Annotated in this window: 23 protein-coding genes; 15 read left to right on the top strand and 8 right to left on the bottom strand. The window is 70.6% G+C overall.

What is annotated here, in order from left to right; all coding sequences use genetic code 11:
- Positions 1-296 precede the first annotated feature (296 nt).
- The 3 genes from EV375_RS04825 to EV375_RS04815 form a co-directional block, all read right to left on the bottom strand.
- Positions 297-1,406, bottom strand: coding sequence for a COX15/CtaA family protein (locus EV375_RS04825; RefSeq protein WP_130298341.1), 1,110 nt, complete (start codon positions 1,404-1,406; stop codon positions 297-299).
- A gap of 102 nt (positions 1,407-1,508) precedes the next feature.
- Entirely contained in the window at positions 1,509-2,276 is a 768-nt protein-coding gene (locus EV375_RS04820; RefSeq protein WP_130298340.1) for an ABC transporter permease, read from the bottom strand.
- Complete coding sequence (locus tag EV375_RS04815; RefSeq protein WP_130298339.1) at positions 2,273-3,199, bottom strand: ABC transporter ATP-binding protein; 927 nt, start codon at positions 3,197-3,199, stop codon at positions 2,273-2,275. Before EV375_RS04815 ends, EV375_RS04820 begins: the two co-directional genes overlap by 4 nt.
- Before the next feature lie 255 nt (positions 3,200-3,454).
- Between EV375_RS04815 and EV375_RS04810 the strand changes: the two genes are divergently transcribed.
- From EV375_RS04810 to dapD, 12 genes are all read left to right on the top strand, one after another.
- Positions 3,455-4,378: an ArsR family transcriptional regulator gene (locus EV375_RS04810; RefSeq protein ID WP_130301610.1), complete on the top strand. Its 924-nt coding sequence runs from the start codon at positions 3,455-3,457 to the stop codon at positions 4,376-4,378.
- Positions 4,375-5,796: a Fe-S cluster assembly protein SufB gene (gene sufB / locus EV375_RS04805; protein ID WP_130298338.1), complete on the top strand. Its 1,422-nt coding sequence runs from the start codon at positions 4,375-4,377 to the stop codon at positions 5,794-5,796. Before EV375_RS04810 ends, sufB begins: the two co-directional genes overlap by 4 nt.
- Before the next feature lie 164 nt (positions 5,797-5,960).
- Complete coding sequence (gene sufD / locus EV375_RS04800) at positions 5,961-7,139, top strand: Fe-S cluster assembly protein SufD (protein WP_130298337.1); 1,179 nt, start codon at positions 5,961-5,963, stop codon at positions 7,137-7,139.
- The gene (locus EV375_RS04795; RefSeq protein ID WP_130298336.1) at positions 7,136-7,477 is read left to right on the top strand and encodes a non-heme iron oxygenase ferredoxin subunit; all 342 of its coding nucleotides are present in this window, start codon (positions 7,136-7,138) and stop codon (positions 7,475-7,477) included. The genes sufD and EV375_RS04795 overlap by 4 nt, the downstream gene beginning before the upstream one ends.
- 7 nt (positions 7,478-7,484) lie before the next feature.
- Entirely contained in the window at positions 7,485-8,249 is a 765-nt protein-coding gene (gene sufC, locus EV375_RS04790; RefSeq protein ID WP_130298335.1) for a Fe-S cluster assembly ATPase SufC, read from the top strand.
- A 5-nt stretch (positions 8,250-8,254) separates the two neighbouring features.
- Positions 8,255-9,508: a cysteine desulfurase gene (locus tag EV375_RS04785; protein ID WP_130301609.1), complete on the top strand. Its 1,254-nt coding sequence runs from the start codon at positions 8,255-8,257 to the stop codon at positions 9,506-9,508.
- Between the two features lie 35 nt (positions 9,509-9,543).
- Positions 9,544-10,011 carry a Fe-S cluster assembly sulfur transfer protein SufU gene (sufU, locus tag EV375_RS04780; RefSeq protein WP_130298334.1) on the top strand — a complete coding sequence of 156 codons (468 nt, stop codon included), beginning with the start codon at positions 9,544-9,546 and terminating at the stop codon, positions 10,009-10,011.
- The gene (locus EV375_RS04775) at positions 10,008-10,337 is read left to right on the top strand and encodes a metal-sulfur cluster assembly factor (protein ID WP_055485380.1); all 330 of its coding nucleotides are present in this window, start codon (positions 10,008-10,010) and stop codon (positions 10,335-10,337) included. Before sufU ends, EV375_RS04775 begins: the two co-directional genes overlap by 4 nt.
- 127 nt (positions 10,338-10,464) lie before the next feature.
- Positions 10,465-10,809 carry a VOC family protein gene (locus EV375_RS04770; RefSeq protein WP_165434678.1) on the top strand — a complete coding sequence of 115 codons (345 nt, stop codon included), beginning with the start codon at positions 10,465-10,467 and terminating at the stop codon, positions 10,807-10,809.
- Between the two features lie 60 nt (positions 10,810-10,869).
- Complete coding sequence (locus EV375_RS04765) at positions 10,870-11,190, top strand: DMT family transporter (protein WP_130298333.1); 321 nt, start codon at positions 10,870-10,872, stop codon at positions 11,188-11,190.
- Positions 11,190-11,792 carry a TetR family transcriptional regulator gene (locus EV375_RS04760; RefSeq protein ID WP_207227981.1) on the top strand — a complete coding sequence of 201 codons (603 nt, stop codon included), beginning with the start codon at positions 11,190-11,192 and terminating at the stop codon, positions 11,790-11,792. The genes EV375_RS04765 and EV375_RS04760 overlap by 1 nt, the downstream gene beginning before the upstream one ends.
- Positions 11,793-11,867: 75 nt before the next feature.
- A complete protein-coding gene (gene dapD, locus EV375_RS04755) occupies positions 11,868-12,875 on the top strand; it encodes a 2,3,4,5-tetrahydropyridine-2,6-dicarboxylate N-succinyltransferase (protein ID WP_130298332.1) in 1,008 nt (335 codons plus the stop codon).
- 177 nt (positions 12,876-13,052) lie between these two features.
- On the opposite strand, the gene EV375_RS04750 is transcribed toward dapD, so the two are convergent.
- On the bottom strand, positions 13,053-14,255 hold the full coding sequence (locus EV375_RS04750; protein WP_486588284.1) for a PP2C family protein-serine/threonine phosphatase: 1,203 nt from the start codon (positions 14,253-14,255) through the stop codon (positions 13,053-13,055).
- 350 nt (positions 14,256-14,605) lie between these two features.
- On the opposite strand from EV375_RS04750, the gene EV375_RS04745 reads away from it, so the two are divergent.
- Positions 14,606-15,469 (top strand): GNAT family N-acetyltransferase, encoded by an 864-nt coding sequence (locus tag EV375_RS04745; RefSeq protein ID WP_130298331.1) that lies wholly within the window; start codon positions 14,606-14,608, stop codon positions 15,467-15,469.
- Positions 15,470-15,525: 56 nt separating this feature from the next.
- Here EV375_RS04745 and EV375_RS04740 read toward each other — a convergent pair whose 3' ends face one another.
- Positions 15,526-16,755 carry a CehA/McbA family metallohydrolase gene (locus tag EV375_RS04740; RefSeq protein ID WP_130298330.1) on the bottom strand — a complete coding sequence of 410 codons (1,230 nt, stop codon included), beginning with the start codon at positions 16,753-16,755 and terminating at the stop codon, positions 15,526-15,528.
- A gap of 179 nt (positions 16,756-16,934) precedes the next feature.
- Here EV375_RS04740 and EV375_RS04735 point away from each other — a divergent pair, with 179 nt between their 5' ends.
- Positions 16,935-17,879 (top strand): EI24 domain-containing protein, encoded by a 945-nt coding sequence (locus tag EV375_RS04735; RefSeq protein ID WP_130298329.1) that lies wholly within the window; start codon positions 16,935-16,937, stop codon positions 17,877-17,879.
- A gap of 208 nt (positions 17,880-18,087) precedes the next feature.
- Here EV375_RS04735 and EV375_RS04730 read toward each other — a convergent pair whose 3' ends face one another.
- Positions 18,088-19,926 (bottom strand): endonuclease/exonuclease/phosphatase family protein, encoded by a 1,839-nt coding sequence (locus EV375_RS04730; RefSeq protein ID WP_130298328.1) that lies wholly within the window; start codon positions 19,924-19,926, stop codon positions 18,088-18,090.
- A 309-nt stretch (positions 19,927-20,235) separates the two neighbouring features.
- Between EV375_RS04730 and EV375_RS04725 the strand changes: the two genes are divergently transcribed.
- Positions 20,236-21,795, top strand: coding sequence for a hypothetical protein (locus EV375_RS04725; RefSeq protein WP_130298327.1), 1,560 nt, complete (start codon positions 20,236-20,238; stop codon positions 21,793-21,795).
- 60 nt (positions 21,796-21,855) lie between these two features.
- Here EV375_RS04725 and EV375_RS04720 read toward each other — a convergent pair whose 3' ends face one another.
- Together EV375_RS04720 and EV375_RS04715 are read right to left on the bottom strand one after the other, a co-directional pair.
- The gene (locus EV375_RS04720; RefSeq protein ID WP_130298326.1) at positions 21,856-23,721 is read right to left on the bottom strand and encodes a caspase, EACC1-associated type; all 1,866 of its coding nucleotides are present in this window, start codon (positions 23,719-23,721) and stop codon (positions 21,856-21,858) included.
- On the bottom strand, positions 23,718-24,122 hold the full coding sequence (locus EV375_RS04715; protein ID WP_130298325.1) for an effector-associated constant component EACC1: 405 nt from the start codon (positions 24,120-24,122) through the stop codon (positions 23,718-23,720). Before EV375_RS04715 ends, EV375_RS04720 begins: the two co-directional genes overlap by 4 nt.
- Positions 24,123-24,230: the final 108 nt, after the last annotated feature.

Genomic DNA, 24,230 nt, shown 5'->3' with positions numbered 1-24,230 from the left:
GAACTCGCCCGCCACGGCCAGCCACGCGCACCCGGCCGGAGTCGTCGGTCGACGTCCGGCTCGGCGTGAGTCCGTACCCGCTGTCTGCCACCGGTGTCCCCTACCTCTTGCACGGATGCCGCGAGCTAGCCGCCCGGCGGTTCGCTACAGAGTTGCCGAGTGGCGCGATTCGGTTGACAGGAGATTTCCGGCGAGCATCGGGCGGCGGCCGTGACGTACGTCATCGCCCCATCGACGCGGGGCGGCAGAGGCGGGGGCGGCTCCGAGATCGGTGGTGCACGCCTGCCGGACAGGCCCTAAGGGCGCGGGGTGACGGCGGAGGCGGGCCGGTCCCGCACTTCGTCCGCCGCGGCTTCGGCCGCCGCGGCCGGGCCGGGAATCCGGGCCTCACCGGTGCGAGCGGGGTCGTCGCCGGGCTGCTGCTCGGTGCCGTCGGCCGCATGCGGGACGCCTGGGGGCAGTCCGCGCTCGCGCAGCGACAGCAGCAGCCGCAGCACCGCGATCCACACCAGTGCCGAACCCAGCAGATGCAGCCCGACCAGTACCTCGGGCAGGTCGGTGAAGTACTGCACGTAACCGATGACTCCCTGCCCGAGCAGGACGACCAGAAGCTCACGGGTGCGCCGCCGCGGGCCCGCCGGGGCCTCGGAGCCACGCAGCACGAGCCACACCGCCAGCGTCAGCGCGACCACGATCCACGCCAGGGCGGCGTGCGCCTGGGCCGCCGTCTCCGGATCGACGGGCATGCGAGGAACCTTGCTGCTGTCGCCCGCGTGCGGCCCCGCGCCCGTGACGACGGTGCCCGCCGCCACCAGCAGACCGGCCGCCACGAGAAGCGCCCGCACCAGCCTTGTGACCGTCGTGCCCGCCAGCGGGCGCGGTGGGGTGTCGCCTTCGCCGGCGCGCAGCCAGGTCAGGGTGGCGACGGTGAGCAGCCCGGTGGCGAGCAGGAAGTGGCCCGCGACCGTGTACGGGTTGAGGCCGGTCAGCACGGTGACGCCGCCGATGACCGCGTTGCCCATCACGATCCAGAACTGCGACCAGGCCAGCCGGCTGAGGCGGCGGCGGCGCGGCTTCGCGGAGCGCGCCGCGACGATCGCCCAGCCGACGGCGGCGCTCAGCACGTACGTCAGCAAGCGGTTGCCGAACTCGATCGCCCCGTGCACGCCCATCTCGGACGTGGCGTACAGGCTGTCGCCGGTGCACTTGGGCCAGGTGTCGCAGCCCAGTCCGGAGCCGGTCAGCCGCACGGCGCCGCCGGTCACGATGATGAGGACGCTCATCACGAGCGCGGAGAGCGCGGCCCGCCGGACGGTGGCCGGTGCGGGCGTCCAGCGCTTGGCGACGTACGCGATCGGGTTGCGTACGAGTTCGAGCAGATTCGGCACGAGATGCACGGCAGACATCGTACGGGCGAGCTTGTGCGCGCGTTCACGAGGGGCCCCGGAGGCAGGCTCAGGGGTGAAGGCTTCAGCGGTTCCGCGGGAAGGGCGACGCCTCGGGCGGGGTCACTCCCACTTGAAGAAGCGTGCCGCGGCACCCGTACCCGCCACGGCCCATACGGCCAGCACGCCCAGGTTCTCCCAGGGCACGCCGGCACCGTGCTGGAGCACGTCGCGCAGACCGCCGGAGAGCGCGGAGATGGGCAGCAGGCCGAGCACGCCCTGCGCCGCCTCCGGGAACCGGTCGAGGGGCACGATGACGCCGCCCCCCACCAGCAGCAGGATGAAGACCAGATTCGCCGCGGCGAGGGTGGCCTCCGCCCGCACGGTCCCCGCGAGCAGCAGCCCGAGACCGGAGAACGCGGCCGTTCCCAGGACCAGCAGCAGCGCGACCGCGAGCAGGCTCCCGCGGGGCGACCAGCCCAGCGAGAGAGCGATCACGGTCAGCAGCAGCACCTGCAGCGCCTCGACGACCAGCACCGAGCAGGTCTTCGCGGCCATCAGCCCCCACCGCGGCAGCGGCGAGACGCCGAGCCGTTTGAGCACTCCGTAGCGGCGCTCGAACCCGGTGGCGATGGCCTGGCCGGTGAAGGCGGTCGAGAGCACGGCCAGCGCCAGAATGCCGGGGGCGAGGAAGCCGACGCGCGAACCCCCGCCCAGTTCGACGACGTCGACGGAGCTGAAGAGCACGAGCAGCAGCGCCGGGATGACGACGGTGAGCAGCAGCTGTTCGCCGTTGCGCAGCAGCATCCGGGTCTCGAGCACGGCCTGGGCGCCGATCATGCGCACCACGGGTGCCGCTCCGGGCGCGGGGGTGAAGGTGCCGGCGCTCACGAACGAAGCTCCTTGCCGGTGAGTTCGAGGAAGACGTCCTCAAGAGTGCGGCGCTCGACCGAGATGCGGTCGGGCATGACGCCGTGCTGCGCGCACCAGGAGGTGACCGTGGCCAGCAGCTGCGGGTCGACGGTGCCGGTGACGCGATAGCCGCCCGGGACGAGTTCGGCGGCGGCGGTGTTGTCGGGGAGTGCCTTGAGCAGGGAGGTCAGGTCGAGGCCGGGGCGTCCCGTGAAGCGCAGGGAGTTCTCGGCGCCGCCGCGGCACAGTTCGTCCGGCGATCCCTGGGCGACGATGCGGCCGCCGTCGATGATGACGACGTCGTCGGCGAGCTCCTCGGCCTCGTCCATGTGGTGTGTCGTGAGGACGACGGTGACGCCGTCGGTGCGCAGCGACCGCACCAGGTCCCACGTGGCGCGGCGTGCCTGAGGGTCGAGTCCGGCGGTCGGCTCGTCGAGGAAGACCAGTTCGGGCCGTCCCACGACGGCCATGGCGAGGGAGAGGCGCTGCTGCTGCCCGCCCGAGAGGCGCCGGTAAGGGGTGCGGCCGCAGCCGCCGAGGCCCAGGGTGTCGACGAGGGCGTCCGTGTCCAGGGGGTTCGCGTGCAGCCGGGCCATGTGGGCCAGCATCTCCTCGGCGCGCGCACCCGAGTACACACCGCCGCTCTGCAGCATGACGCCGATGCGGGGACGCAGCCGGGACGCCTGGGCGACGGGGTCGAGCCCGAGGACCCGCACGGTGCCGGCATCCGGTCTGAGGTAGCCCTCACAGGTCTCGACAGTGGTGGTCTTCCCCGCGCCGTTGGGCCCGAGGAGCGATGTGACCGTGCCATACGGGACGGACAGGCCGAGACCGTCGACTGCCGTCTTCCTGCCGTACCGCTTCACCAGACCCGCGACTTCGAGGGCCCCACCGCTTCCCATACGGGCGAGTCTAGGGATTCCCAAGTGCCTTCCGTGGCCGGGGGTTGAGATGTGTGACCGACCCCGGGGGCGCGGGGGCGGGACGGCGGCCGTATGTGGGAGGTAAGGCTCCCCTTACGTGACGCAGGACATTGAGCCAGGTCAGGAGGCGGCTTGCCGCGCCGCGAAGAATTACGCAACAATAGCGTTGTGAAAAAGACGGCTGAGGGACACGAGACGCGATCGGCGGCCGGAGCGGCCGCCGACGGTCCGTCCGTGCCCGGTCCGGCCGGGCACTCCACGGCCTCCGGAGGCCACGACGAGCAGCAGGGTACGCGCAACAAGGTGGCCCGATCGATCCTCGACCACGGGCCGTCCACCGCCGCCGAGCTGGCACTGCGCCTGGAGCTCACCCAGGCGGCCGTCCGCCGGCATCTCGACTCCCTCCTCGGTGAAGGGGTCGTCGAGCCGCGCGAGAAGCGGGTCTATGGCTCGCGGGGCAGGGGCCGGCCCGCCAAGGTCTTCGCGCTCACCGACTGCGGCCGGGACGCCTTCGAACAGGACTACGACAATCTGGCCGCCGATGCCCTGCGCTGGATAGCGCAGAGCGCCGGCGGCGGCGAGCGCGGCGACGCCGCCGTGGCGGACTTCGCCCGCGCCCGCGCGGCCGCGCAGGCCGAGCAGTACAGGCGCGAGTTGGAGCGGGTTCCGCCCCAGGAACGCACGCGGGCGCTGGCCGATGCACTGACCAAGGACGGGTACGCTGCCACTGCGCGCAGTGCGCCCGCCTCCGCCGGAGGCACGGCCGCGGGCGAGCAGCTCTGCCAGCACCACTGCCCGGTGGCGCACACCGCCGAGCAGTTCCCGCAGCTGTGCGAGGCGGAGACGGAGGTCTTCTCCCGCCTGCTCGGCACGCACGTCCAGCGGCTGGCGACGATCGCCCACGGGGACGGGGTGTGCACCACCTTCGTCCCGAACAGCCACGCCGCATCCTCCGCGCAGGGGCACCGAGGCGGATCCCCGTCGCAGCCCCGGACCGTCACACGGACCAGCAGCACGACCGCCGGCAGGCCCGCCGGTGAGAACCCGAGCAGGACGAGCAAGACGAGCAAGCACGCAAGCAAGACCGACAACAGCAAGACCAGGGCGAGCAACGCCACCACAGCACCTGCGAACACCGCCGGGAGGAACCCCGCATGACCTCTCCTACGGAGACTGCTCACCCCGAGCTCGAGGGGCTGGGCAAGTACGAGTACGGCTGGGCCGACTCCGACACGGCCGGTGCCGCGGCCAAGCGCGGTCTCTCCGACGAGGTCGTCCGCGACATCTCGGGGAAGAAGAACGAGCCGGAGTGGATGCTCAAGCTCCGCCTGAAGGGTCACCGGCTCTTCGAGAAGAAGCCCATGCCCAACTGGGGTTCGGACCTCTCGGGCATCGACTTCGACAACATCAAGTACTTCGTCAGGTCCACGGAGAAGCAGGCCCAGACCTGGGACGACCTGCCCGAGGACATCAAGAACACCTACGACAAGCTCGGCATCCCGGAGGCGGAGAAGCAGCGCCTGGTCGCCGGTGTCGCGGCGCAGTACGAGTCGGAGGTCGTCTACCACCAGATCCGTGAGGACCTGGAGGAGCAGGGCGTCCTCTTCCTGGACACCGACACGGCGCTGCGCGAGCACCCGGAGATCTTCCAGGAGCACTTCGGCACCGTCATCCCGCCCGGCGACAACAAGTTCGCCGCGCTCAACACCGCGGTGTGGTCGGGCGGTTCGTTCATCTACGTGCCGCCGGGCGTGCACGTCGACATCCCGCTCCAGGCCTACTTCCGCATCAACACCGAGAACATGGGCCAGTTCGAGCGGACGCTGATCATCGTCGACGAGAACGCCTACGTGCACTACGTCGAGGGCTGCACGGCTCCGATCTACAACTCGGACTCGCTGCACTCCGCCGTCGTCGAGATCATCGTCAAGAAGGGCGGCCGCTGCCGCTACACGACGATCCAGAACTGGTCGAACAACGTCTACAACCTGGTCACCAAGCGTGCGGTGGCCTACGAGGGCGCGACCATGGAGTGGGTCGACGGCAACCTCGGCTCGAAGGTGACGATGAAGTACCCGGCCGTCTACCTGATGGGCGAGCACGCCAAGGGCGAGACGCTCTCGGTCGCCTTCGCCGGTGAGGGGCAGCACCAGGACGCCGGCGCGAAGATGGTGCACATGGCGCCGCGCACGTCCTCCAACATCGTCTCCAAGTCGGTGGCCCGCAGCGGTGGCCGTACGTCCTACCGCGGTCTGATCGAGGTCGCCGAGGGCGCCGAGGGCTCGAAGTCCAACGTGCTGTGCGACGCGCTGCTGGTGGACACGATCTCCCGCTCGGACACCTACCCCTACGTCGACGTCCGCGAGGACGACGTGACGATGGGCCACGAGGCCACGGTCTCCAAGGTCAGCGACGACCAGCTCTTCTACCTGATGAGCCGGGGCCTGTCCGAGGACGAGGCGATGGCGATGATCGTCCGCGGCTTCGTCGAGCCCATCGCGAAGGAGCTCCCGATGGAGTACGCGCTGGAGCTCAACAGGCTCATCGAGCTGCAGATGGAGGGCGCGGTCGGCTAGCCGCCCGCCGGCGGGCACCGTCCTTCCAGCCCCGCGCTCGGGCTGCGAGCGCGCAACCGTTTCGCACGTCACCGGACGTGGCGGAGCCGGAGAGGCATCCGGCACCGCGCACGTCCGGGGCCGGGCGAGGAGACCGAAGGCAGAAAGAGAGCACGACGACAGCTATGGCTGAGGCTCAGAAGATTCCAGCGGGTTCCACCGCCGAGGGCGGCGTCGCGGTGGCAGCTGAGTCCACCGTCGCCACCCGGATGAGCGCACCGCCCTCCTTCGACGTGGCGGACTTCCCCGTGCCGCACGGCAGGGAGGAGGAGTGGCGCTTCACACCGCTCGAGCGGCTCAAGGGGCTGCACGACGGCACGGCCGAGGCGTCGGGCTCCCTCAAGGTCGAGGTCGACGCGCCTGAAGGCGTGACGATCGAGACCGTCGGACGCGACGACTCTCGGATCGGCCGGGCGGGTACGCCGGTCGACCGCGTCGCCGCGCAGGCGTTCACCTCCTTCGAGAAGGCCTCGGTCGTGACCGTGCCCAAGGAGGCCGTGCTGAAGGAACCGGTGCGGGTCTCCCTGCACGGTGAGGGCGGCGTCAGCTACGGACACACCGTCTTCGAGGTGAAGGAGTTCGCCGAGGCGGTCATCGTCATCGACCACACCGGCGACGCGGTACGGGCGGCCAACGTCGAGTTCGTCGTCGGCGACGGCGCCAAGCTGACCGTCGTCTCCGTGCAGGACTGGGACGACTCGGCCGTCCACTGCTCCCAGCACAACGCTCTGGTCGGCAGGGACGCCACCTTCAAGTCGGTCGTCGTCACCTTCGGCGGTGACGTCGTGCGGCTCCACCCCCGCGTGAACTACGCGGGCCCCGGCGGCGAGGCCGAGTACTACGGCCTGTTCTTCACCGACAACGGCCAGCACCAGGAGCACCGCCTCTTCGTCGACCACGACAGGCCCAACTGCCGCAGCAACGTGGTCTACAAGGGCGCTCTGCAGGGCGAGGAGGCGCACGCCGTCTGGATCGGCGACGTGCTGATCCGCGCCGCCGCCACCGGCACCGACACCTACGAGCTGAACCGCAACCTCGTCCTGACGGACGGCGCGCGGGTCGACTCGGTTCCCAACCTCGAGATCGAGACCGGTGAGATCGTGGGGGCGGGCCACGCCTCGGCGACCGGCCGCTTCGACGACGAGCAGCTGTTCTACCTCCAGGCCCGGGGCATTCCGGAGCATGAGGCGCGGCGGTTGGTCGTGCGGGGCTTCTTCGCCGAACTCGTCCAGCAGATCGGACTGCCGGACGTGGAGAAGCGCCTCATCGAGAAGATCGAGGCGGAGCTGGAGGCGTCCGTATGAGCGGTGGCGAAGGCTTCGTGAGGGTCGCGTTGCTCGGCGAGCTGGAGGACGACACCCCCAAGCGGGTGGAGCTCGAAGGCGTGCCGGTCGCCCTCGTCCGTACGGAGGGAGAGGTGTTCGCGGTCAATGACATCTGCTCGCACGCGAACGTCTCGCTGTCCGAGGGCGAGGTCGAGGACTGCCAGATCGAGTGCTGGCTGCACGGCTCCAGTTTCGACCTGCGAACGGGCAAGCCCTCCGGCCTGCCCGCGACCCGGCCCATCCCCGTATACCCCGTAAGAATCGAAGGCGACGGCCCCGACGCGGCCGTGCTCGTCTCCGTCACACAGGAGTCCTGAAGTCCCCATGGCAACGCTTGAGATCAACGACCTGCACGTCTCCGTCGAAGCCGAGAACGGCCCGAACGAGATCCTGCGCGGCGTCGACCTGACCGTGAAGCAGGGCGAGACGCACGCGATCATGGGGCCGAACGGTTCCGGCAAGTCCACGCTCGCCTACTCGCTGGCGGGCCACCCCAAGTACACCGTCACCGGCGGCTCGGTGACCCTGGACGGCGAGGACGTCCTGGAGATGGCTCCGGACGAGCGCGCCCGTGCCGGCGTCTTCCTCGCCATGCAGTACCCGGTCGAGGTGCCCGGTGTCTCCGTCTCCAACTTCCTGCGCACGTCGGCGACGGCGCTGCGCGGCGAGGCGCCCAAGCTGCGGCTGTGGGTGAAGGAGGTCAAGGAGGCCATGGAGCGCCTTCAGATCGACCCGTCCTTCGCCGAGCGGAACGTCAACGAGGGCTTCTCCGGCGGTGAGAAGAAGCGGCACGAGATCCTCCAGCTGGAGCTCCTCAAGCCGAAGATCGCGATCCTCGACGAGACCGACTCCGGCCTCGACGTGGACGCGCTGCGGGTGGTCTCCGAGGGAGTCAACCGCGTCCGTGAGAACGGCGAGGTCGGCACCATGCTGATCACCCACTACACGCGCATCCTGCGTTACATCAAGCCCGACCACGTGCACGTCTTCGCCAAGGGCAGGATCGCCGAGTCCGGCGGTCCCGAACTGGCCGACAAGCTCGAGGAAGAGGGCTACGAGGCATACGTGAAGGGGGGCGCCGCTTCGTGAGCGACGTGACGCTTCCGGGTCTGCTCGACACCGAGGCGATCCGCAAGGACTTCCCGATCCTGGACCGTACGGTCCACGGCGGGCAGAAGCTCGTGTACCTGGACAACGCGGCGACCTCGCAGAAGCCGCGCCAGGTGCTCGACGCGATGAGCGACTACAACGAGCGGCACAACGCCAACGTGCACCGCGGTGTCCACGTCCTCGCCGAGGAGGCCACGGCGCTGTACGAAGGCGCGCGCGACAAGGTCGCGGCGTTCATCAACGCGCCCAGCCGTGACGAGGTGGTCTTCACCAAGAACGCCTCCGAGTCGCTCAACCTCGTTGCCAACATGCTGGGTTGGGCGGACGAGCCCTACCGGGTGGAGCACGACACCGAGATCGTCATCACGGAGATGGAGCACCACTCCAACATCGTTCCCTGGCAGCTGCTTTCGCAGCGCACGGGCGCGAAGCTGAAGTGGTTCGGCCTCACCGACGACGGCCGCCTCGACCTGTCGGCCGTCGAAGAGGTCATCACCGAGAAGACCAAGGTCGTCTCGTTCACGCTCGTCTCCAACATCATGGGCACGATCAACCCGGTCGAGACGATCGTCCGCCGCGCCCAGGAGGTCGGCGCGCTCGTCGTCGTCGACGCCTCGCAGGCGGCGCCGCACATGGTGCTGGACGTGCAGGCGCTCCAGGCCGACTTCGTCGCCTTCACCGGGCACAAGATGTGCGGACCGACGGGCATCGGCGTGCTGTGGGGACGGCAGGAGCTGCTGGACGACCTGCCGCCCTTCCTCGGCGGCGGCGAGATGATCGAGACCGTCACGATGCACGCGTCGACCTACGCGCCCGCCCCGCACAAGTTCGAGGCGGGGACGCCTCCGATCGCGCAGGCGGTCGGTCTCGGCGCGGCGGTCGACTACCTGTCGTCCATCGGCATGGAGCGCATCCAGGAGCACGAGCACGCGCTGACCGCGTACGCCGTGGAGAGGCTGAGCCAGATCCCCGGTCTGCGCTTCATCGGTCCCACGACGGCCGAGGACAGGGGCGCGGCGATCTCCTTCACGCTCGGGGACATCCACCCGCACGACGTGGGCCAGGTCCTGGACGAGCTGGGCATCGCCGTCCGTGTCGGCCACCACTGCGCACGGCCCGTCTGTCTGCGGTACGGAATTCCTGCGACCACGCGGGCGTCGTTCTATCTGTACTCCATGCCGGCCGAGGTGGATGCCCTGGCCGAGGGCGTGGAACACGTACGGAACTTCTTCGCCTAGCGCGGCCGCAGAGGACTGGACGGACGGACTGACTCGTGAAGCTGGACTCCATGTACCAGGAAGTGATCCTGGACCACTACAAGAACCCGCACGGCAAGGGCCTGCGGGAGGGCGATGCGGAGGTGCACCACGTCAACCCCACGTGCGGTGACGAGATCACCCTGCGTGTGCGTTACGACGGTGAGACGATCCGCGACGTCAGCTACGAGGGCCAGGGCTGCTCCATCAGCCAGGCCAGCGCCTCGGTGCTCAACGAGCTGCTGGTCGGCAAGGAGCTCGGTGAGGCACGCACCATCCAGGAGACCTTTCTGGAGCTGATGCAGTCCAGAGGACAGCTCGAGCCGGACGACGCCATGGAGGACGTGCTGGAGGACGCCGTCGCCTTCGCCGGGGTCTCGAAGTACCCGGCGCGTGTGAAGTGTGCTCTGCTGAGCTGGATGGCATGGAAGGACGCCACCGCCCAGGCGCTGGGCGAGGACTCGGTAAAGGAGAGGACCGCATGACCGAGACCACCGCGAAGCCCGCGAGCGAGGAAGAGGTCCGTGAGGCTCTGCTCGACGTGGTCGACCCGGAGCTGGGCATCGACGTCGTCAATCTGGGCCTGATCTACGGGGTCCACGTCGACGAGTCGAACGTGGCCACGATCGACATGACGCTCACCTCGGCGGCCTGCCCGCTCACGGACGTCATCGAGGACCAGGCGAAGTCCGCGACCGAAGGCATCGTGAACGAGCTGAAGATCAACTGGGTCTGGATGCCCCCGTGGGGCCCGGACAAGATCACCGACGACGGACGCGATCAGCTGCGGGCGCTGGGCTTCAACGTCTGAGCGGCTCCGCTGACGCGGCTTCCGCCATGTTTGCAGGCGGATCGGCGTAACACGACGGCCATGGCCCCACCCGGGGCCATGGCCGTTTCTCTGCATCACATCATCGTCGACGCCCACGACCTGCGGCGTGTGGTCCCCGGCGCTTCGCCTGGGCGGTGCCCCTGCCGGTGCGCAGCGCTCGGCCGGGGTGTGCTCTCCGAGAAGGCGCGCGAGGCCGTCATCGGCCCGGCGCCGTCCGCCCCGACGGGATTTGCTTCATGCCGGCTACGGAGGGGAGGCCGTCAGGAACCGGCCGCACTTCGACCTGGCCTCCGACGACCAGGCGGCGGAGGCCGAGCGCTTCGCCGGGCTCGGCGCCCACCGCGTCGACACCGGCCAGGGCGGCGGGGAGTCCTGGTGGTGCCGGAAGACCCGGAGGACGGGAGTTCTGCGTGCTGCGGCCGCGCAGGCCCTGGTGGAATTCCGTGACTGAACGCCCCGATGCGCAGAATGTCGTGTACGAGCGTACACATGGTTGTGTACGCTCGTACACATGGTCTACGTGACGCTTGCCGGTGCGATCCTCGCCGAGGTGCTGGGCACCACCGCCATGAAGTACAGCGACGGCTTCAGCAAGCTGTGGCCCTCGCTGATCACCGGCATCGGCTACCTCGTGGCCTTCGCGCTCCTCGCGCAGACGCTGAAGTCGATGGCCGTCGGCACCGCCTATGCCATCTGGGCCGGCGCCGGCACCGCTGCCATCGCCGCGATCGGCATCGTCTTCGTCGGCGAGTCCGTCACCGCCGCGAAGATCATCGGCATCGGGCTCGTCATCGCCGGCGTGGTCGTGCTCAACCTCGGGGGTATCCACTGATGGCACGGCGGTACGACCCGGAGCGCCGCGAGCGCATCATCGACGCCGCCATCCGGATCGTCGAGCTCAAGGGCATCGGGGCCCTCAGCCACCGCACAGTCGCCGCCGAGGCCGGTGTGCCGCTCGGATCGACCACGTACCACTTCGCCGGCCTCGACGACCTGCTGGTCGCCTCCCTCGAGCAGGTCTGCGGCGGACCTCGCGGCGCCATGAAGGACTGGGAGGAGGTTCTGGCCGCGCAAGCGCCGCCCGTGGCGCAGCACAGCGCGGCGCAGGGGCCGCAGGAGTCACAGAAGCGCAGGCCCCTCGCCGATGTGCTCACGGAGCTCATGGAGGAGTACGCGCACGGAGGCCGCGGGCGTATCCGCCTGGAGTACGAGCTCTACCTCGCGGCGTTGCGGCGTCCTGCTCTCCAGCCCGTGGCCGCGGCCTGGCTGGACGAGATGGTCGAGGTCATCGGCAGGCACACGGCGGACGTCGCCACGGCCCGGGTCCTGGTCGCCCTCATCGACGGCCTGCTGCTGCAACTGCTCCTGACCGACAGGCCGTTCGACCGCCGGGCGGTGCGGTCGACGCTCGCGCGCGTCACCGGCGAGACCTGAGACGCCGGCCGATGCGTCTTCCGTGGGCTGAGACCGGTTGGCCCCGCCGACGGGCGGGCCGATAACGTGCCCGGCATGACGCAAGCAGCCACCACAACCCGTACGACCGGCGCCGTCGGCGTCGGGCTCGCCACGATCTCCCGTGGGAGCGACGGCGAAGAGACCGTCCTCGACACCTGGTTCCCCGCCCCCGAACTCGTCGACGAACCCGCCGGGCCCGCCGGGAGCGAACGCCTCAGCCCGGAGCGCGCCGCCGAGGCCCTGGGCGAGGCGGCGCCGAAGGCGCTGGGTGCCGACCCGGTGCGCGGCGTCGAGATCGTGGCCGTGCGCACGGTGATCGGTTCGCTCGACGACAAGCCGGCCGACACCCACGACGTGTACCTGCGGCTGCATCTGCTCAGCCACCGCCTCGTGCGCCCGCACGGGCTGAACCTGGAAGGCCAGTTCGGGCTGCTCGCCAACGTCGCCTGGACGAACCTCGGCCCCGTCGCCGTCGACAGGCTGGAGCAGGTGCGGCTGGCGGCGCGCGCCTCGGGCAAGCACCTGAGCGTCACCAGCGTCGACAAGTTCCCGCGCATGACGGACTACGTCGTGCCGAAGGGCGTCCGCCTCGCCGACGCCGACCGTGCCCGCCTGGGGGCGCACCTGGCCGAAGGCACGACGGTGATGCACGAGGGGTTCATCAACTTCAACGCCGGCACCCTGGGAACGTCCATGGTGGAGGGCCGCATCAGCGCCGGAGTCGTCGTCGGCGACGGCTCCGACATCGGCGGCGGCGCCTCGATCATGGGCACGCTCTCGGGCGGCGGCAAGCAGACGATCTCCATCGGCGAGCGCTGCCTGCTGGGCGCCGAGGCCGGCATCGGCATCTCCCTCGGCGACGACTGCATCGTCGAGGCCGGGCTGTACGTCACGGCCGGTACGCGGGTATCCCTGCCCGACGGGACGATCGTCAAGGCGCTGGAGCTCTCCGGTGCCAACAACCTGCTCTTCCGCCGCAACTCCACGACCGGAAAGGTCGAGGTCATCCAGCGCAGCGGCTCCTGGGGCGGGCTGAACGAGGCGCTGCACAGCCACAACTGAGCCGACATCCGCGCGTCTTCGGGCACCTCCGCGCGCCTTCGGGCATCTCGGCGGCCGGCAGCGGGCCCGCTGCCGGCCGCCGTCGTCGTCCGTCGCGGTCGGCGCTCGCGTCCCCGGCCCGTCTTCGGCCGCACAGCGCGGTTCCCGGTCCGGGGCGCGGGCGCACCGCACCCACCGTCACCGCCGTGAAGTGTGCGGGCGCACCCGGGGGCTCCGCTGGACGGCCATAAGTGCCATGTCGTCGGCCGACGCGCCGCCCGAATGCGCCTGTACGTCCACGAGCACAGCGTCGAGGAGCGTCTCCGGATCGGCGAAGGCGCGCCCCGCGAGCGCCTTGTCCGGTTCGAAGAACCTGCCGTTGCGGTCCCGCGCCTCGGACAGGCCGTCCGTATAGAGGAGGAGCTGCGTGTCCTGAGGGAAGGGGACCTCGTCGGTACGGTCCGCTCCCTTGCCCGGGACCAGCCCGGACATGCCGAGAGGCAGGGCGGCCTCGCTCGGTTCGAGGAAGCGTGTGCTGCCGTCGGCCGACAGCAGCAGCGGCGCCGGGTGACCGCGGTTGACGATGCGCAGCGTCTCGGGCTGGCCGGCGGGGATCTCGGCGAGCGCGGCCGTGGTGAAGGCCTCGTCGTAGTGGCGGGTGTTCTGCCGCCGGCCCTCGCGGTGCAGGGCGTGCTCCAGGCGTGCGGCGACCGCCGAGAGGGACGACTCCTGCTCCGCGGCCTCCCGGAAGGCCCCGATCACGACCACCACCGCCTCGACCGCGTCCATGCCCGCGCCGCGCACGTCCCCGACGATCAGCCGGAGGCCGTACGGGGTCTCCTGCACCGCGTACAGGTCACCGCCGATGCGTGCGTCGATCTGCGCGGCCCGGTAGCGCGCCGCCACCTGGAAACCGCAGAGGCGGGAGGGCGGCACCGGCAGCACCGCGAACTGGGCGGCCTCGGCGATGGTCCGAGCGGAGAAGGCAGTGGCGCGGCTGTGTCGCAGGAGGCGGTTGATGACGACCGCCCCGAGTGACACGACGGCCGTCGAAGAGGTTTCGGCGATATCCATCATTCCGGTGGACATCTCATCGATTACACGCATGAGGGCGACGGACCCGACCGAGAACAAGCCGATCAAGGCGGTGCCGATGGTCGAGAAGAAGGGAGCGGCAACGAGGGGCGCCGCACAGAAGAGGGCGGAGCCGGTCAGCGTGGGAGCCGTGACCAGGTCCAGACCCACGGCGACGAGAACCATCATGACGGGCAGCGGGAGGATCACGCGGCGCACGCGCGCCTGGGCGGTGAAGCGGCCCTCGCGCGTGATCCGCCCGCCCCACCTGTCCGCCTGCCGCTCTCTCCCGCTCTGCAGCGCCCGGTCCCTGGTCTGCTCCCGCACCCTCCCAATGTGGCCGGTCTCCCCGGGGACGGCCAGTCGCGGTGGCCCAGGTGCGCGCCGGGCGGGCGGGCCGCCGACCGGTGATACGGCGCCGGAGACCGGCGGTGACTCAGGGAAGGGTTCGCGTTCGGCTCGGCGGTGACTTCCGACCGCACGGTGAGGGTGTCCTCAGGCGGGGCCGTCCGGCGGTTCCGCAGGCGCCGGCGATGCACCCCTCCATGGGCTGCCCAGCTCCCGCATCTCCCGCAGCGCCCTCGGGCCGGGGCGGCGCGTCACGGTCCGGCCACGAGGCGCGGGCGACGTGCCGGAATCCGGCTGATCGGACGTGGGGGAGCCGGTGAGAATGGGGCATGGTCTGGACGACGACGCGGGACATGGGGGCCTTCGAGGAAGCCGCCGGAGCCTTCCTGCGCTCCCGCCCCGCCGAGCACACGCTTCTGCTGACTCTCGTGGAGCGCCTGCGCCATCAAGGACCCGGTGCCCTGGGTGACCTCCCGGCGGAGTTCGGGTGGTGGGCCGGGAGGGACAGCGGCGTTTCCGGCGCGTTCCTGCGCACCCCGCCCCGCGGGCTCATCCTGACCCGGCTGCCCGATGCCGCCCACCGTCCGCTTGCAGAGGCGTACCTCCGGGACAGGTCCTGGCCGGCCGGGGTCTTCGGGCCCGAGGCGGCAGCGCTGTGCTTCGCCGGCACGTGGGCCGACGTCACCGGAGGCGGCTGGAGTATGCGGCGCCGTGAACGTCTCTACCGTCTGGACCGGTTGCTGTCACCCGCCGTTCCACCGAACGGTTCCGGGCGTACCGCGCAGGAGGCCGACCGGGCGCTGCTCGTCGACTGGTGGGCAGAGTTCGGCCGCGAGCTGGCCCGGCCCCATCAGGACGACCCCGGCCGCGCGGTGGAGGAGCGCCTGTCCTACGGCGGGCTGATGCTCTGGGAGGACGGTGGGCAGCCGGTGTCGTTGGCGGGGCTGAGCCGGACCGCCGCAGGCATGGCGCGGATCGGCCCGGTCTTCACGCCCCGTCGACTGCGCGGCCGCGGCTATGCCTCCGCGGTGACCGCCACGGTGTCGCGGAGTGCTCTGGCGGCGGGCGTGCGGGACGTGCTGCTCTTCACCGACCTGGCCAACCCCACCAGCAACGGCCTTTACCAGCGCATCGGTTACCGCAAGGTGGCGGACTACGCCGAGGTGGACTTCGGTTCCGGAGCCGGCGCCTGACCGGCTCCGCGCCCCCGCAGGGTGGCCGGCCCCTCAGGGCCGACCACGCGCTGCGGTCAGGCCCGGAGCCACCACGGGCTGGAGTATGCGACGCCCCAGTCGTTGCACGGATGGTCCGCGGGGCCCGGGGAGGGGTTGGCCCGGCTCGGGTCGGAGATGCGCAGGACGATCCAGTCGCCGTCGGCCGCGTTGAGGGGCACGGTGAACGTCGTCAGCCGGTTGGACTGCGTCTCGATGACGTCCACGACAGCCGGCGCGTGTGAACCCGGGCGCAGAACCTGGACGTTGAGGGGCTTGCCCTCCCACTCGGGGCCACGGTCGAGGTCCACGGTGAACTGGACGTCACCCGAGGCCAGGCCGAGGGTGCCGCCCATCCGGACGCCGTTGGCCACCGCGTCAAGTCGCAGGCCCGACACGCGCGTTGCGAAGAACCGGCGGGCCCGCATCGCCTCGAAGACGCCCGCCCGGGTGTTCTCGGTGACCCACAGCCCGCTGCGGCCCTTGCCCTCGGGGAAGCCCCAGTCGGTGCCGTGCTCGTCGGTGACGCCCGTCAGGCCGGTGCGCCAGCCGGCGTTGAGGCAGGCGACGAGGGGGGAGCGGCCGGTGCCGGCCCAGCCGTCGAAGAGGTAGTCGTCGCCGCGGTTGAACATCTCCAGTCCGACCATCTTCTCCAACGCCTCTGCGGAGAAGCTGAAATTGTCGAACATGCCGGCCTCGCGCCCCGGGTGGTTGAAGCTGGCGACGGCGTTGCGGTCCTTCAGCCAGCTGTAGAGCGAGCCCGGACCGGAGGCGCCGCCGAGGTCGACCCAGTCGTCGGTGAACCAGACGTTCGCGTGGCCCTGAAGCGGGTGGGACCACTCGAAGCCTCGGATGGCGGTGTAGGCGCCGGGGTCGTCGGCGGCGTCGGCGAGCCGGCCCGTCCGGTCCCACTCCTCGGAGCTGAGGCCCTCGATCGACAGCAGCGTGGCGTGGTCGGTGAGGGCGGCCACGTCCAGACCCGCGTCACGCATCGAGGCGAAGGCGAGTTCGGGGTCGCCGTCGCCGTCGGACATGGCGGTGTGGTTGTGCAGGTCGGCGTGGACCAGCGTGGTGCCCTGGGTGAGACGGGAGCCCCGGGCGGCTCCGGTGCGCTTGACCGGTAAGTCGGACGATCTGGCGGTCCGGGTGGCGGCCGCACTCGCGGTGCCCTGGGCAGAGGCGAGGATGAGGAGGCCGCTCGCACCGGCGAGCAGCGACCGCCGGCTGGGCGTGCGGTCGTGATGATGGAGGTGCTCGTGTGTCGTCATGCGCCGTATTCCAGCGCAGAGTGCTCCGCTCGTCAGGACCCCGCGCACGACGGAACGTTGAACTCTTGCCCCTCGGCACGCCACGGCAGGGCGCGATGACGGGGCTCGCCCCCGTGCTCCTCCCGGTCCGCGCCCGCCCGCATGCCGGTTCGCAGGCCGTAGGCCATAGGGTTACCGCCATGGGAGATCTCGCCGCGGGGATGCGGTACTTGGCGCGTGGGCAGCGTTGGGTGTTCGGCCACGGCCGGTGGTTCGGCTTCGGTCTGCTGCCCGCGCTGGTGACGCTGGTGCTCTACGGTGCCGCGCTCACCGCGCTGGCGTTCTTCGCCGGCGACGTCGCCGCCTGGGCCACGCCCTTCGCGGACGACTGGAGCGAGCTGTGGCGGGACTCCCTGCGAGTCCTCTTCGCGGTGCTGCTGTGGCTCGGTGGGCTGCTGATCTCGGTGCTCACCTTCACGGCCGTCACGCTCGTCCTCGGCGACCCCTTCTACGAGAAGCTCTCGGAGCAGGTGGAGGACTCGGAGGGCGGCGCTCCCGCCGCGCCGGACAGCCCTCTGTGGCGGGAGATGTGGATCTCGGTGTGCGACAGCCTTTACGTGCTGTGGCGCATGCTGGTCTTCACGGTGCCGCTCTTCTTCCTGGGCTTCCTGCCCGTCGTCGGCCAGACCGTCGTCCCGGCGATCGGGCTCGCCGTCTCCGGGTTCTTCCTTACCCTCGAGTTGGTCTCCGTGGCCATGCAGCGGCGGGGCATCCCCGTACGTGAGCGGCTGCGCATCCTGCGTACCCGCCGGAGCCTGGCGCTCGGCTTCGGCGTACCGCTGGTCCTGGCGTTCCTGGTGCCGCTGGTGGCGGTCGTGCTGATGCCGGGTGCGGTCGCGGGGGCGGCGCTCCTCGTGCGGGACCTCATGGGTGTGGACGAGCGGCCCGACGGGATCGCGGAGGGCGGGGGCGAGCACGAACACGGGCACGGGAGCGCCGACCATCGCGCGCTGCGCTCGCCGGCCACCGGACCCGCATCCGCACCCGGGCCCGCATCCGCACCCGGCCTCAGCGCCCCGAAGGCTTCGGCCCCGGACCAGGACCCCCGGCTGGGGCCGTGGACTCGCGGGGGAAGGCCTCAGTAGGCAGCGTCATCCCGAGGAGCGTGGTCGTCAGATCGACCGGGTCCCGAAGCCGATGGTCAGCTCGACTGTCATCGTGCCGCTCCCTCCCCACCGCGCCGGGCGGTGCAGCCGCACGGCACAGCGGTACGGCTCGCAGGAGCGTCACGCCGGAACGCCGCAAGCCGGTCCACGCGGCACGGAGCCGCGTGGACCGGCTTGCAGGTCCGGCTCACCGCTTGATGCGGATCACCGACGGGTCGTGGTCGCTGGCCTGGTCGTGGAACTCTGCGTTGATGTGCACGATGTCGTACTTGACGCGGCCCGTGCCCGGGCTCGTCACCACGTGGTCGAGGACCTGCGAGTTTCCGTTGAAGACGTAGCCGTAGCGCTCGCCGGCGGGCAGTTCGTCCATGGGGCTGGTGAAGACGCCGCCCTCGCGCAAGGCGTCCAGGGCGGGGGAGAAGGGGAAGTCGTTGAAGTCGCCGGCGGCGATGACCGCGGCGTTCCTGTCGACCGACTCGACCTCCTCGGCGAAGGAGTTGACGAGTTTCGCCTGCGCGATGCGCTGCTTCTCCGACCCGCGGACTGGGGGCTGGTTGCGTCCCTCCATCGGCTGGTCGCCGCCCTTGGAGCCGAAGTGGTTGGCGACGACGAAGACTTGGCGGCCCTTGAAGGTGAACTCACCGGCCAGGGGCTTGCGGCTCTCCTTCCACGCCTCCTCCTCCGGGGAGATGCGGCCGGGGTTCGCCGACAGCTTGGGGGAGCCGCCGTCGTCGGTCACCTTCACCGGCGTGGTCGCGTCGCCGCCCTCGCGGTCGGCGAAGTCGACGCGGTCGGGGTCGAAGAGGAACGCGACGCGTATGTTGCCGCCGGGCTGACCGCCGTCGGCGTTGTTCTCGGGGTCTATCCCGCGGGACTCGTAGGCGGGGCCGCCGGCCTTCTCGATGGCGGTGGTCAGCTTCTCGAGGGTCTTGTCGGCGGCGACGGTGCCGTCGTCCTTCGGGCCCGAGTTGTCCTGCACCTCTTCCAGGGCGACGATGTCGGGGGAGGCGAGGTTGTCGACCAGCGCCTCCGCGAGGCGGTCGAACTTCGCGGGCTCGCTCTCGGGGGAGAGGTTCTCCACGTTGTAGGTGGCGACGGACAGTTCGTCCTTGCTTCCCTTGCGGGTCTTCTCCCGCTGGAGCTCGTTGTCCTTCAACTCGCCCATGGTCGTGGCGCGGATGCCGTAGCCGCCGAAGTTGTCGTAGTCGACGGGCCCCGCGGTGGTGCCGCTGAGGGCGTCGCCCACGTTGGCGTCGGGGAAGGGGTGTTCCTCGCGCGGCAGCAGCGAACTGACCTTCATGCGGGCGCCGTTCTGCTGGTCGTAGCCGCCGTAGAGGGTGCCGCCGCGCTTGGTCGGGTGCTCGTCGGGGTCGGCCGTGACCCACAGTTCGCCGAACTGGTTGGTGGGGCCGGTCACCGGGGCGTTCTTGATGCCGGCGCGCATGCCTTCGAGGGACTCGTACAGGTCCAGGGCGTACTTGCGGGGCTGAAGCGGCAGGGACTCGATGTTCCCGCCGTCGCCCTTGCCTTCGGGGACGTACGCGTCCGGGACGCGGTCCGCGGTCAGCGCGAGCGCCTTGGGCAGCTTCTTCTTCGCCTTGGAGGCCGCTTCCCACGTCGCGTCCGTCAGCTGTGTGACGGACTGGCCGCCCGCATCCTCACCGCCCGGGTAGTACTCGCCGACCTCGCCCGATATCCGTATGGAGTCCCCGGTCTTCACATCGGGTGTCTTCTCGCCCGTGAAGACGAAGATGCCCTCGCTGGTGGCGGGATCGTCGTCCGGCTTCGGGTCCTGCATCCAGAATCCGCGTGCCTTGCCGAAGCCGCGCACCGCCGTGACGACTCCCGGCACGTCCGAGACCTGCTTGCCCGCGTAGGGCGAGATCCGGGTGTTGCCCTGGATGTCGTGGAGCCGTGGCTGCTCGGCCGTGCTGCCGGACGCCGTGACGGCGGTGACGACGAGCAGCGCGGAACCGCAGACCGCGGCGGCGGTGAGGGCGGAGGTTCTTGTGAGACGGGACGACAACGGGGCCTCCGGAGGGGGGTGGCGGACGGCGAACTGTCCAGTTCCGGGCGTGCATTACGGACCGGTAATCTCTACGCGCGTAAAAGTCTGTCGTGCTCATCACACTTGTCAAGCGGATCCGGGCCATTGAGCACGGCGCCACACAACTGCTCGCCGCCCGCCGCCCGGTGAGACACAGGGTCCCCGCGCGGACCGTGGAGACGCCGGGGGTGACCGGCGCGCGATTCGGGCAGCCCGGGACACATCCCGTCTACGCTGGGGGCCGCATCTTTCCGCACCATGCAGCACCCGTAGGAGATGAACGCGCTGATGTCCGGTGAAACGACCGGGGGCGACCGTCCCGCCCTGCCGCCCGTGCGGCTGTCCTCCGAGGCCGAACTCGCGCGGGACGCAATGGCGGCACCGCTCTTCTCATGGGCCGCACGCCTCGCGGCCTGGGCCGGGGAACAGGCGGGCGCGGGCAGGGCCGGGGTGCCCGTCGGCGCCGGAGGGGAGCTGCTCGCGGGCCAGTTGAAGGAGGCCGTCGCACACCTCGGTCTCTCCGGCGACGAGGACGGGGAGATGCACACGGCTCAGGCGTGGCAACTCGCCGTCGACACAGGTCTTTTGGAGGTCGAGGAGGACGGCGAGGAGACCTCGCAGGACGCCGGCGGTACGGGCGGCGCCCTCACCGAGGAGCCCGTCGGCACCGCACGCCCCGGCGACGAACTGTCCCGCCTGCGGGGAGAGGGCAGCCCGGAAGAAGTGCTGGAGATCTGGCAGGACGGCCTGGAGACCGTACTCGCCGACGCCGCGACGCCGAGCTTCGAGGACCTCGTCGGCGGCCTCGAGGAGGTCACCGGCGAGGACGGGCAGATCGATCCCGATGCCATCGACCTCGACTCCCTCGACTGGAACCCGGAGAAGGAAGCCGACTTCCTCGACGCCGCGCTGGGCAACCTCTATGTCCTGACCGCCACCGACCAGGCGGTCTCCGCCGGAGCGATGGTGCCGCTGCCGATGCTCGCCGCGTCGCTGATCGTCCCGGACGACATGGAGGAACCGACGGACGCCGTGCTCGAAGAGGTCTCGGCGGCGATGATGAAGCTCGACGAGCAGTTCCGGATGCTCGCGCCCGTCGGCCTCGTCGAATACCAGCCCGTCGACGAGGCGTTGACCGAGGAGAGCGACGAGGATGCCGAGCTGCCGGAGAACCTCGACGACGAGGACGTCTCCCGCTACGGCATGGTGCGGCTGACTCCGCTGGGCATCCACGGCGTCCGCGCGCGCATGCGGGAGGCCGGCGTCGAGGCGCCCGCCGTCGGGGACCTCGCCGGCGCGGACGCGGAGACGCTGCTGGACGCACTGCCCCCCTACACCGAGGAGAACGCGCAGGCCGAGATCGAGTCCTGGCTCGCCGCCCGCACGCCCCTGGAGTCCGCTCGTGAACTGCTCACGGCCTCCCGCGGCACGGACGAGAACGCTCCGACCCGCCGCCTCTCGTGCCAGCAGGCGCTCTCCCTCATCGGCGCCGAGGCCGAACCGGCCCTGCGCGACGTGCTTGAGGACCGGCAGCTGGGCGGTCTGGCGCGGGTGTGGCTCGTCGAGCACGGCGCGCAGGACGTTCCGCAGCCGGACGAGGAGATGGTCTTCTGGCTGACCGTCGACACCATCGCCGCGCAGCTGGCGACGGCCGGCGAGGCAGCCGAACTCCAGGGTCTGGTCCAGGGATTGGTCGACCAGCACGCCGGCTTCTTCGACAAGGCCTGGAAGGTCGACCACCCGGCGACCGCCGACGTCCTGGAGGCCATGGGCCGCGTCCACCCCGACAGGCAGGCGGCCAAGGAGGCGCGCAAGGCGGCCTTCAAGGCGCGGAGCCGGCTGGGCTGAGCGGTCGGGGCCGTCCGGCCGGGCCCCCGCGCGGCCGGACGGTGGTGCGTCGGTGGGGGGTCAGGGCGCGGTGACGGCGAGCGCGTAGAACCTCGTCACCTGCTTCGGGCTCGCGTTGTCGTCGGAGACGAGATACAACACCCGCCGTCCCTTGTGTTCCCCCTTCGTCAGCACGGGCCCGAGCGCCGCGCCCTCCACGTTGTCCAGCAGCGGGTTGGACTGCTTCTGCGGCGCATCGGCTCCGGACGCGGGGCATTCGGCGAGGTCGAACAGCGGCCTCTTGGCGGCGAAGACGTCCGAGGGGGCCTTCGCCAGAGAGGTCTCCCGGGACACGTCGGGCAGGTCGCGCAGCGAGATCCGGTGCATCCGCACGGCGTTCCCCTGCCCCTCGGCGTAGCCGCGCTCCAGAGCGAGCAGGTCGCCGTCCTCGCCGGTCGCCACCAGGTCGGCGAGGCGCAGCCCGGAACCCGTCTCGTAGGCGAACTGCCGGTCGGGGACGTAATCCCCGCCCGGTGTGCCCTTGTAGCGCAGGATGCGCACCGGTGACCGGCCCTGCCGACTGCCGTCGCCGCTGAGCGGGGATTCGAGACCCACGTAGAGGAATCGGCCGTCGGGGCTCAGGGCCATCGCTTCGAAGCTCTCGCTGTGCTGCCCGTCTCCCCGCGGGGCGATGCCGAACCGCTCCGGTACCGGGAATCCGGTCAGCAGCTTGCCGGTCCTGACGTCGAAGCGGCTGACGCTGGGGCCGGACTCCGAGGCCACCAGCACTGTGCGCCCGCCCTTCTCGAGAGCCATGGCCTCGCCGTCGAAGTCCTCGCCCGTGTACTCCGTGCCGTCCTTGCGCCGAAGGTCCTTCCTGCCGTCGATCTTTACCTCCGCCTTGTCCTGGGAGCTCAGGGAAAGCCCGTAGAGCGAGGGAGTGGCGGTGTCCGAGAGAGCCAGCAGCCGCGACGGGCCGTCCATCGCGAGCGAGGAGAGCCCGGCGAGGCTCCGTCCCTTGTAGCGGGCCTTGTCCAGCTGGTCGGAGTGGCCGAGCAGGGACGCGTGCTGCGAGCACCTGCCGGAGCGCTGATCGTCTCCCGTCAACTTCCAGGTGACGGGGACGGCGACTGCCGCCAGCACGACACCCGCCGCGGCCGCCACGAAACACCCACGCCTGGGCCGTGGCGGCGGCGGAGGCAGCGCAGAGGGCTCTTTCGCCCGGTTCCGTACGAAGGGCAGCCTGCCGATCTGACCCCGGTCCTGTTCCTGCGGCTCCGGCCTGCCCTTGGCGCGCAGCGAATGCCGTACCTGGCCGTAGATCGTGTCGAGAGTCAGGAACTCCCCGCCGTCCGTGACTCCTTCGCTCAGGACGCGGTTGAGCTCACCGGTGAAGGCCGTGTACTCCTCCCCCTTCGGAGAGAGCGCCTTGGCGGTCTCCGCCACGGCGGTCAGCAGATAGGTGCCGTTGATGCTGGCGGCCGCCGGCAGCTCGGTGGCGGGATCGGACATCGCCTCCAGCGCCAACCCGCTGTAGCAGCAGTCCAGGATCACGATTCTCCGCTGGGCGCTGCTGTGTTTGAGGATCGCCCCGCGCAGCCAGTCGTACGGGACAGCGGTGAACGGATCACCGTCGCTGCTGTCGGGGAGTGTGAGGAAGAAGTCGCCCTTCTCGTCCGTGAATCCGTGTCCGGCGTAGTAGACGATCAGGGTATCGCGGGCTTGCCGTGCCGCCTCGACCACAGGAGCCATCAGGGCCCTCGGATACGCCGGATCGGGCACCACCAGGCACCGCTCCGCGGGCAGGCCGAAGATCTCGGGATCGGTCAGCGTGGCCTTGAGCCGGTCGCGGTTGTTGGCGACGGCGGGCAGCGGCGAAAGCTCCGTGTAACCGTCCACACCGATGATCACCGCTGCGGAATGCCCAGGCTCGGGCAGCGAGTTCACCGGTTCCCGTCCCCGTCGCCCTCGTCGTCGCGGGTCTCCGAGGCCTCGTCCGCATCGCGCAGGCGCTCCAGCGCCTCCAGCACGGTGCCGACGTCGTCAAGGTCGGCACTGCCGAGCCGGACCTCCACGTCGCCGCGGGTGATGGTCATCGCCGGGCGGGTCCCGTTCGCCTTGCGCCACGAGACGATCGCGACTGCGAGGGACGCCAGCTGCAAGCTCGAATCGAGAATCAGCTGCAACACCTCCACCCCCGTGCTCATCGCCTCCGGGTCGGGCGGGGCGGGGAGCACGGACACCTCGGAAGTGGTCCGCAGGTCGCGGTCACGGCGCAGCCAGTCGCGCAACTGCCCGAGGTGGCGGGAATCATCCGGAGCGTCGGGCAGCGTGAACTGTATGTCCATCCTTGTTAACCCCCTGTGCCGCACAGAGTGCCCGGGATGCGCCTGAGAGGCAACTCCGCACCGCTGACGGGGGAGTTGATCGCGAGACGCGGTGCCGTGCGCCTGGCC

The sequence above is a fragment of the Streptomyces sp. CNZ301 genome (assembly GCF_004217425.1).
The sequence above is the reverse complement of the archived record's forward strand: the minus strand, read 5'-3'. Positions and strand labels throughout refer to the sequence as shown.